Below are 8,564 nucleotides of genomic sequence, written 5' to 3' on the forward strand. Positions count from 1 at the left end.
ACCACCGGCGCGAAGTCCGGCAGCCGGCCGCCACCGGTCCGGCGGCTGTGCCCGCCGGCGACGCAGCGGGCGCGGCCCGCTCCCGGGCAGGCCCGCCTCGGCGGTCGCGCGGAAGGCGGCCGGTATCGAGAGAGGCGGCGTGCGGGGGCCTGACCGTCCGGCCGGCCGCCACAGGGCGCGACCCGGCGCAGAGCGTGATCACCCGTTTGCCCTCCGTGGCAGCGCGCCCCCGGCGCAGCCGGGCGAGGATCGGCATACGCCGACCACCTCGGGCCCGGATGTCCCCAGTTCCGGGCCCGCCCCCCACAGGAGGCAGTGAGTTGATGTACCGATTCTCCCGGCCCCGAGCCGCCGTCGCCGCCACCGGCGCGGCCGTCCTCGCGGCCGCGGCCCTGGCCTTCCCGGCCGCCGCCGCGCCCGAGCCGAGCCCGGCCGCGCTCTCACCCGTCGCGGCCGGCAAGCTCTCGGCCACGATCGCCGCCCAGCTGGGCGACGACGCGGCCGGGGCCTACTACGAGGCCGAGACGCAGAAGCTCGTGGTCAACGTCCTGAACGAATCGGCGGCGAACCGGGTTCGCAGGGCCGGAGCCGAAGCCCGGATCGTCGAGCACTCGCTGGCCGAACTCGACGCGGCCCAAACGTCCCTGACCAAGCGTGCCACCATCCCCGGCACCTCGTGGGCGTCCGACCCCCGCGCCAACAAGGTCGTCGTGACCGCCGACCGCACGGTCACCGGCGCCGCGCTGGAGCGGCTCGCGTCCGTCGTGGACCGGCTCGGCTCCCGGGCTGACCTGCGGCGGATCGACTCCGAGATCCAGCCCTATCTCTCGGGCGGTGACGCGATCTGGTCGGGCCGGGTCCGCTGTTCGCTGGGCTTCAACGTCGTCAGGAACGGAGAGCCGTACTTCCTGACGGCCGGTCACTGCGGTGACACGGGCACCGCGTGGTCCGCCTTCCGGGGCGGCCCGCAGGACGGTGTGACGGAGGACTCCCGCTTCCCCGACGACGACTTCGCGCTCGTCCGCTACACCTCGGACGAACCGCACCCGAGCCAGGTCAACCTCTACGGCGGCACCCAGGAGATCACCGAGGCGGGTGACGCGATCGTCGGCCAGCGGGTCCGGCGCAGCGGCAGCACCACCCAGGTCCGCGGTGGCTGGGTCACCGGGCTCAACGCGACGGTGAACTACCAGCAGGGCTCGGTGCACGGCCTGATCAGGACCACCGTGTGCGCGGAGCCCGGTGACAGCGGCGGCCCGCTGTTCGACGGGGAGACGGCCCTCGGCCTGACCTCCGGCGGCAGCGGCAACTGCACCACCGGCGGCACGACGTACTACCAGCCGGTTCCCGAGGCGCTGGAGGCCTACGAGGCGCGGATCGGCTGATCCGGCGGCGCCCCGAGACGGCGCGAGCCCCCGGCACGCANNNCCGTCCGCGCGTCCGGGCTCAGCGGATGCCCTCCCGCCGCAGCCGCCGCCCCAGGCCCGCGGCCACCTCGGCGAGCAGGGCGCCGACCTCCCGTACGTCCTGCTCGGTGACCTGGTCCGTCGGCATCGAGCAACTGACCGCGTCGGTCGCCGGGATGCGGTACGGGACGACGGCGGCGGCACAGCGGACGCCCGGGGTGCCCTCCTCCGTCTCCAGCCCGTAGCCCCGCTCGCGGGTCTCGGCGCACGCGGTGTGCAGCGCGTCCAGTGTCGTGATCGTGTTCGGGGTGAGCGCGGACAGCGGTCGTCGCAGCACCGCGGCGATCTCGTCCGGGGTGAGTTCGGCGAGCAGCGCCTTGCCGAGCGCGGTGGCGTGCGCGGGCAGGGTGCGGCCGACCCGGGAGACGAGATGGGCGGAGTGGCGGGACTCCCGGGTCTCCAGATAGACGATCTGGTCGCCGTTCCGGCGCGCGTAGTGGGCGGTGAAGCCGGTCTTCTCCCGGATGGTCTCCAGCGTCTCGGTCGCGTACGGGATCACCGGGTCCCGGTCGAGATACGCGGTGCCGCAGATGAGTGCCCGCACCCCCAGCCGGTAGCCGCCCGTGCCGTCGGTCTCCAGCCACCCGGCCTCGTGCAGGGTGCGCAGCAGGCCGTGCAGGCTCGACCGGGGGACGCCCGTCATGGTGTGCAGGTCGCCGAGGCTCAGCCAGCTCTCGTTCGCGGCGAACGTCTCGATCAGGTCGACGGCACGACGGGCTGACTTCACCCCGGAGGCGCCGCCGGGCTCCGTGCCGCTCCCGGCGGGCGAGGGGGCGGTCGGTCGCGGCATGGGCTGCTCCTCCGTGTCAGAACCGTTGACAGGTGATCCAGGTCATATTAGCTTCCCGAACGCCATTCAGGTGTACGGACGATATTCACCTGACTGACTCCATTCACGTATGTGAACATTGAGAGGGGTCGCGCTGTGCATGCACTCGACTGGACCGTGGTCTGCGGATACTTCGGGGTCATGGTCGCCATCGGCTGGTGGTCGCGCCGGAGAGTCCACGATGTGAAGGACTTCTACCTGGCCGGCCGCCGGATGCCCTGGTGGCTCACCGGTATCTCGCACCACATGTCCGGCTACAGCGCCGTGATGTTCGTCGCCTTCGCGGGGGTCGCCTACACCGACGGCATCACCGTCTACTTCTGGGCCTTCGCGACGATCGGCATCGGAACCGCCATCGGTGCCTGGCTGTTCGCCGCCCGCTGGAACCGGCTGAGCTCCCGGCTGGGCGTCGCGTCACCGCTGGAATACCTCGCCGAGCGCTACAACATCCCCACCCAGCAGGCCCTCGCCTGGAGCGGCAGCCTGCTGAAGATATTCGACGTCGCGTCCAAGTGGTTCGCCGTCTCGGTGCTGCTGAACTCCTTCGCGGGGGTCCCGCTGACCCTCGGCATCATCATCACCGGCACCGTCACCATGGCCTACTGCACCGCCGGCGGGCTGTGGGCCGACGCCCTCACCGACTTCGGCCAGTTCATCATCCAGGGCCTCGCCGCGATCGTCATGATCTGGGCCGTCCTCGCCGAACTCGGCGGCGTCTCCGGCCTGTGGACCCTGTGGGGCGACCTGCCGGAGGGCCACCTGTCCCCGACCACCGCGAAGTACACCACCGTCTTCCTGATGGTCTACATCCTGGTGAAGACCCTCGAGTACAACGGCGGCATGTGGAACCTCGCGCAGCGCTACATGGCCGCGCCGGACACCCACGCGGCCCGCCGCGGCGCGATACTCTCCGCCACGCTCTACCTCGTCTGGCCGCTCGTCCTGATGTTCCCCATGTTCGCGGCGCCGCTGATCGTCCCCGGCCTGGAGGACCCCACCACCTCGTACGCCGTCATGACGACCACCCTGCTCCCGGCCGGCATGGTCGGACTGGTCCTGGCGGGCTTCTTCTCGCACACCATGGCGATGGTCGCCTCGGACGCCAACGCCATCTCCTCCGTCATCACCCGCGACATGCTCCCCGTGATGTGGAACCGGGCGCGCGCCTTCACCGAGCAGCAGCGCCTCAACGCCGCGCGCATCACCACGTTCTCATTCATCACCTTCAGCATGATCGTCGCCACCCAGGCACAGAACCTCGGTGGTGTGCTCTCCATCGTCGTCTCGTGGGTCGGAGCCCTGATGGGGCCGATCTCCATCCCGCTGCTGCTGGGCATGCTCCCCTGGTTCCGCAGCTGCGGTTCGCGCGCCGCACTGGTCTCCTGGGCGGGCGGCCTCGGCACCTACGCCTTCGTCTACTACGCGCTCGACTCGTCCCAGACGGTCATCGTCGTCACGCCCATCCTGGTCTCGCTCGCCCTCTACACCGGCCTCGGCCTGCTCCTGCCGGAACGCAGTGAACGCACGGACGAGATCATCGACATCGCCGGTCGTGAGGACGACGACACCGACGGCTCCGGCCGCCCGTCCCCGGGCCCCGCCGTAACCGTGTGAACGGCCTGTGCGACCGCACCGGCACACCCTTCCGAGGAGAGCAGAACTGACATGACCCAGCCCGCGACCGGACTGAACGGCCTGTTGGCCTTCCCGCTCACCCCGTTCACCGAGAACCTCGAAGTGAACCTCGACGCCTTCGCCCACAACGTCGAGACCCATGTGGCCGCCGGCGCGGGAGCGCTGTTCGTGGGCTGCGGCACCGGGGAGTTCAGCTCGCTGACCACGGAGGAGCTGTCCGCCCTGCTCCGCACCGCCCGCGAGGTCGTCGACGGACGGGTGCCGGTGTGGGCCGGGGCCGGCGGCGGCGCGGCGGCGGCCCGGGCCGGGGTCGAGGCGGCGCAGGAGGGCGGCGCCGACGGGGTGCTGCTCCTCCCGCCGTACCTGGTCTCCGGCCCGCCGTCCGGACTCGTCGCCCATGTGCGGTACGCGGTCGGCACGACCGACGTGCCGCTGATCGTCTATCACCGCGCCACCAGCGTCTTCTCCGAGGCCTCGGCCGTGGCGCTGCTGGACATCCCGTCGGTCATCGGCATCAAGGACGGCCACGGCGACGTGGAACTGATGAGCCGTATCGTCACCGCCGTACGGGCCTCCGGCGGGCGCGGGAAGGACTTCCTCTTCTTCAACGGACTGCCGACCGCCGAGGTCTCCGCCCGCGCTTACGCGGCGATCGGCGTCGAACGCTACTCCTCGGCCGTCCACTGCTACGTCCCCGAGATCGCCGCCCGCTTCCACCGCGCCCTGACCGAACGCGACGACGCCACCATGGACGCGCTGCTCAGCGGTTTCTACCTGCCGCTGGTGGCCCTCCGCGACGAGACCCCCGGCTTCGCCGTCTCCCTGGTCAAGGCCGCCGCCCGGCTCCGCGGCCACAAGGCCGGGACTGTCAGGCCGCCGCTCGCCGAGCCCGACCCGGGCCAGCTCCGCCGGCTGGAGGAGATCATCGCGTCGGGCCTGGACACCCTCGCCGCGCTGGGGGAGGGCGGCCGGTGAAGATCCGCGAAGCCGTCCTCACCCCTGTCGCGTTCGCCGACCCGCCGCTGCTCAACGCCATGGGCGTGCACGAACCCTTCGCCCTGCGCAGCGTCGTGCAACTCGTCGGCGAGGACGGCACCACCGGCCTCGGCGAGTCCTACGGCGACGAGGCCTTCCTCACCCAGGCCCGCAAGGTGGCCGCGGAACTCGCCGGCTGGGACGTGTTCGACCTCCCCGGCCTGCGGCGGATCGTGGCGCGGACCATCGGCGGAGCCGTCTACGCCGACCAGCACGGGCTCACCGGAGGATTCTCCGTCGGCAAGACACTCGCCAGCGTCTACTCCCTGTTCGAGGTAGCCGCCCTCGACGCCCAGGGCAAGATCCTGGGCCGCCCGGTCTCCGACCTCCTCGGCGGCCGGGCCCGGGACGAGGTGGAGTTCTCGGCGTACCTCTTCTACAAGTACGGCGCCCACCTCGACGACGACCGGGCCGACGACTGGGGCGAGGTCCTCACCCCCGACCAGGTCGTCGGCGAGGCCCGCCGGATGGTCGACACGTACGGCTTCCGCTCCATCAAGCTCAAGGGCGGTGTGCTGCCGCCGGAGCAGGAGATCGAGGCGGTACGGGCCCTCGCCGAGGCCTTCCCGGACCACCCGCTGCGGATCGACCCCAACGGGGCCTGGAAGCCCGAGACGGGCATCGAGGTCGCCAGGCAGCTCGACGGCGTCCTCGAATACCTGGAGGACCCCACCCCGGGCATCGCCGGGATGGCCCGGGTGGCCGAGCACGCCGGCATGCCGCTGGCCACCAACATGTGCGTGGTGCGCTTCGCGGACCTGGCCCCGGCGTTCCGGGCGAACGCCGTGGGCGTCGTCCTGTCCGACCACCACTTCTGGGGCGGGCTGCGCGACACCCAGGCGCTCTCCGTGGCCTGTGAGTCCTTCGGCGTCGGCCTGTCCATGCACTCCAACAGCCATCTCGGCATCAGCCTGGCCGCGATGGTGCACGTCGCCGCGGCGACCCCGCACCTCAGTTACGCCTGCGACACGCACTGGCCCTGGAAGTCCTCGGACGTCGTCGCCCCCGGCACCCTCGAGTTCCGGGACGGCGCCGTGAAGGTCCCCGACGGGCCCGGCCTCGGGGTGGAACTCGACCCGGACGCGCTCGCCCGCGCCCACGAGGACTATCTGCGCTGCGGCCTGACCAAACGGGACGACGTCACCTATATGCGCCGGTACGTCGGGACGTTCGAACCCAACACGGAAAGGTGGTGAGGGCGCCGGGCCGCTGAGGCGGCCGCGGCGTCACGCGGCGGTATCGGGCGTGAGCAGGGCGAAGGGCGCGCCGAAGGGATCCTTGAGCATCGCCAGCCGCCCCACTCCCGGCGCGTGCTCGGCCGGGATCAGCACGGTGCCGCCGCGCCCGGCCGCCGCGGCGAGGGCGGCGTCGCAGTCCGCGACCTCGAAGTACGGGTGCCAGTCGGAGGTGGTGCCGGCCGCGATGTTCTCCGCCGGCAGCTGCATGATGCCGCCCTGGGAGGTGTCGGGGCCGTCGCCGGCGGGGGAGACCAGCGCGTAGTCCAGACCGCCGCCGACCGGCGCGTCCTGGAGCACCCAGCCGAAGACGGCCCGGTAGAAGTCCCGGGCGGTGGCCGCGTCCGTGCTGTAGAGCTCGGTCCAGCACAGCGTGCCCGGCTCGCCCACCGCGTCCAGGCCGCCGTTCCCGGCAGGTTCCCACGCGGCGAACCGGGCGCCGGCCGGGTCCGTGTAGTGCGCCATGCGTCCCAGGTCGAACACGCCCATCGGGGGCAGCTCGACGGTGCCGCCCGCCTGCTCGACCGCCCGCGTGGTGGCGTCGGCGTCCGAGGTGTGGAAGTACAGCGACCAGCCCGGGTCGGAGTCCTCCTCGGACATCGGCCCGATGGCCGCCACGGTCTCGCCGCCGAGCTTGAACATGCCGTAGCCCCCGGCGCCCGGCCCGGCGGACTCGAAGACCCAGCCGAAGACGTGCCCGTAGAAACCGACCGCGGCCTCGATGTCGGGGGTCCCCAGGTCGATCCAGACAGGGGCTCCCGGGACGTAATCGGTCGTGAGCATGGCAGTCCTTCCCGCACGGTCGCGTTCCCCGGCGGGTCCAGCATGGCAGCAGCGGACGGTCACCGCTCTCCGAGCGGCGGGGAAGTGCGACGGGCGGTCAGCCGCCGGACTCGCGGTCGCCGCTGTCGGACCGCAGCAGGACGACGTTCTCCGTGTTCTCCCCGGGGCCCTCCGCCCCGTCCCCGTCCCGCGGCGTGTCGTGGCTGCCGGGCGCCTGCTGCGGGATGCCGGCGGCGGGCTGGTGAGGGCGTCCCTCGAGGGCGGCCAGTGCCTTCTCGAAGGTCTCGCCGGTCGCCTGCATCCTGATCCGCGCCAGCCGGCGCACCTCGTCACTCGCCACGCCACGAATCATAGGCCCACGCTCGGCGTCCCGGGCCACCGTCCGTACCTCCCCGGCGGGCGCTCCGGGCCGCGGGGCGGTAGGACGGAGAGAGCGGGACCGTGCCCGCGGAGACGGAGGCGTTCCATGTTCGAGGCCGGAAACATCCGCGAGTGGCGGGGCCACGATGTGGTGGACGGTGACGGGAGCAAGATCGGCGAGCTGGAAGCGGTGTACGTCGACACCGCCACCGACCAGCCGGCGTTCGCCACGGTCGTCGTCGGCCTGCCCACCCGGCGCAGGCTGGCCTTCGTGCCACTGGCCGGCGCCACGGTGGGGCCCGACTACGTACGGGTGACCGTCTCGAAGAAGCAGGTGAAGGACGCGCCGTCCATCGGCATGGAGGGCGAGCTGCCTGCCGCCGACGAAGGCGCCGTGTTCTCCCACTACGGCTTCGAGCACCGGGCGGACACCGGGGGCGGACGCCGCCTGGCCCGGCGCTGAGAGGCTGCGAGGGGGCCGCACGCCGTTTGAAGCGGAGGCGGACGGAAACCCGGACGGGTGTTGATCAGGCGTGAAACCAGGGGCGGGTCGACCACCAGGACACACAAGGAGTGAGCGTCCGATGCCGTATGGAGCCTTCCTCACCGTTGTGCGCGAGCGCGGCGGCTACACCCCCGACGAGGCGGAGCGGATCACCGAGGCCGTACTGACCGCCCTGGGCACGCGCCTGACCGCGGACGTGGCCGGCCATCTGGCCGACCAACTGCCCGAGCCCATGGCCGACATGCTCAACGACGCCGTCGCGACTCCGCAGGACTGGGGTGTGCGGGAGTTCCTGACCCGCATCGCCGAGACCACGGGGGACGACCTGGAGAGCGCCGAGGCGCACACCCGTACGGTGCTGTCCACGCTCGCCGAGCAGATCAGCGGCGGTGAGCGTAACAAGGTCCTGAGCCGGCTGCCGTCCGGGTACGCCGACCTGTTCGGTTTCCCGGAGCTGGCCGGCTGAGCGGTGGCCCCGCCCGCCGGGCCGCCGGAGCCGCGGAGCCGTTCAGCCGCCGGGCCGCCGGTTCCCGGCGCCGGCGGAGCCGTACGCCGTTCGAGCCGTGGGACCACGAGGGAAGGACCGGACATGACGACACCTCAGCCCCCAGGCCACCCCGACCCCACGCACCCGGATCCGGTGCCGCCGTCGCCGAACCCCGCGCCCGGGCCGCCGGGACCCGAGCCCGGCCCGGGCCCCGGTCCGGTGCCCACCC

General features: G+C 72.3%; 9 protein-coding genes. 6 read left to right on the plus strand and 3 right to left on the minus strand.

Annotated features, from left to right (window positions below; translation table 11 throughout):
- Nucleotides 1-323: 323 nt before the first annotated feature.
- Nucleotides 324-1,385: a S1 family peptidase gene (locus GCU69_RS25775; protein ID WP_156207318.1), complete on the plus strand. Its 1,062-nt coding sequence runs from the start codon at nt 324-326 to the stop codon at nt 1,383-1,385.
- A 61-nt stretch (nt 1,386-1,446) separates the two neighbouring features.
- Here the strand turns inward: GCU69_RS25775 and GCU69_RS25780 are convergent, their stop codons facing one another.
- Entirely contained in the window at nt 1,447-2,256 is an 810-nt protein-coding gene (locus GCU69_RS25780) for an IclR family transcriptional regulator (RefSeq protein WP_098750089.1), read from the minus strand.
- Nucleotides 2,257-2,391: 135 nt separating this feature from the next.
- On the opposite strand from GCU69_RS25780, the gene GCU69_RS25785 reads away from it, so the two are divergent.
- Genes GCU69_RS25785 through GCU69_RS25795 form a run of 3 tightly spaced genes read left to right on the plus strand, consistent with a single transcriptional unit; the run spans nt 2,392 to nt 6,161 of the window.
- A complete protein-coding gene (locus GCU69_RS25785; protein ID WP_098750090.1) occupies nt 2,392-3,909 on the plus strand; it encodes a sodium:solute symporter family protein in 1,518 nt (505 codons plus the stop codon).
- 51 nt (nt 3,910-3,960) lie between these two features.
- The gene (locus tag GCU69_RS25790; RefSeq protein WP_098750091.1) at nt 3,961-4,905 is read left to right on the plus strand and encodes a 5-dehydro-4-deoxyglucarate dehydratase; all 945 of its coding nucleotides are present in this window, start codon (nt 3,961-3,963) and stop codon (nt 4,903-4,905) included.
- Nucleotides 4,902-6,161, plus strand: coding sequence for a glucarate dehydratase family protein (locus tag GCU69_RS25795; RefSeq protein WP_098750092.1), 1,260 nt, complete (start codon nt 4,902-4,904; stop codon nt 6,159-6,161). The genes GCU69_RS25790 and GCU69_RS25795 overlap by 4 nt, the downstream gene beginning before the upstream one ends.
- Nucleotides 6,162-6,191: 30 nt before the next feature.
- Here GCU69_RS25795 and GCU69_RS25800 read toward each other — a convergent pair whose 3' ends face one another.
- A complete protein-coding gene (locus tag GCU69_RS25800; RefSeq protein WP_156207319.1) occupies nt 6,192-6,983 on the minus strand; it encodes a VOC family protein in 792 nt (263 codons plus the stop codon).
- A 97-nt stretch (nt 6,984-7,080) separates the two neighbouring features.
- A complete protein-coding gene (locus GCU69_RS25805; RefSeq protein ID WP_098750094.1) occupies nt 7,081-7,323 on the minus strand; it encodes a hypothetical protein in 243 nt (80 codons plus the stop codon).
- Nucleotides 7,324-7,449: 126 nt separating this feature from the next.
- Here GCU69_RS25805 and GCU69_RS25810 point away from each other — a divergent pair, with 126 nt between their 5' ends.
- Nucleotides 7,450-7,806, plus strand: coding sequence for a PRC-barrel domain-containing protein (locus GCU69_RS25810; protein WP_098750095.1), 357 nt, complete (start codon nt 7,450-7,452; stop codon nt 7,804-7,806).
- 121 nt (nt 7,807-7,927) lie between these two features.
- Nucleotides 7,928-8,314, plus strand: a complete 387-nt coding sequence (locus GCU69_RS25815; protein WP_098750096.1) for a DUF2267 domain-containing protein — start codon at nt 7,928-7,930, stop codon at nt 8,312-8,314.
- The last annotated feature ends 250 nt before the right edge of the window (nt 8,315-8,564 follow it).

Origin of the sequence: Streptomyces lycii (assembly GCF_009735685.1) — a bacterium.
In the GTDB taxonomy this organism is placed as follows: Bacteria; Actinomycetota; Actinomycetes; order Streptomycetales; family Streptomycetaceae; genus Streptomyces; species Streptomyces lycii.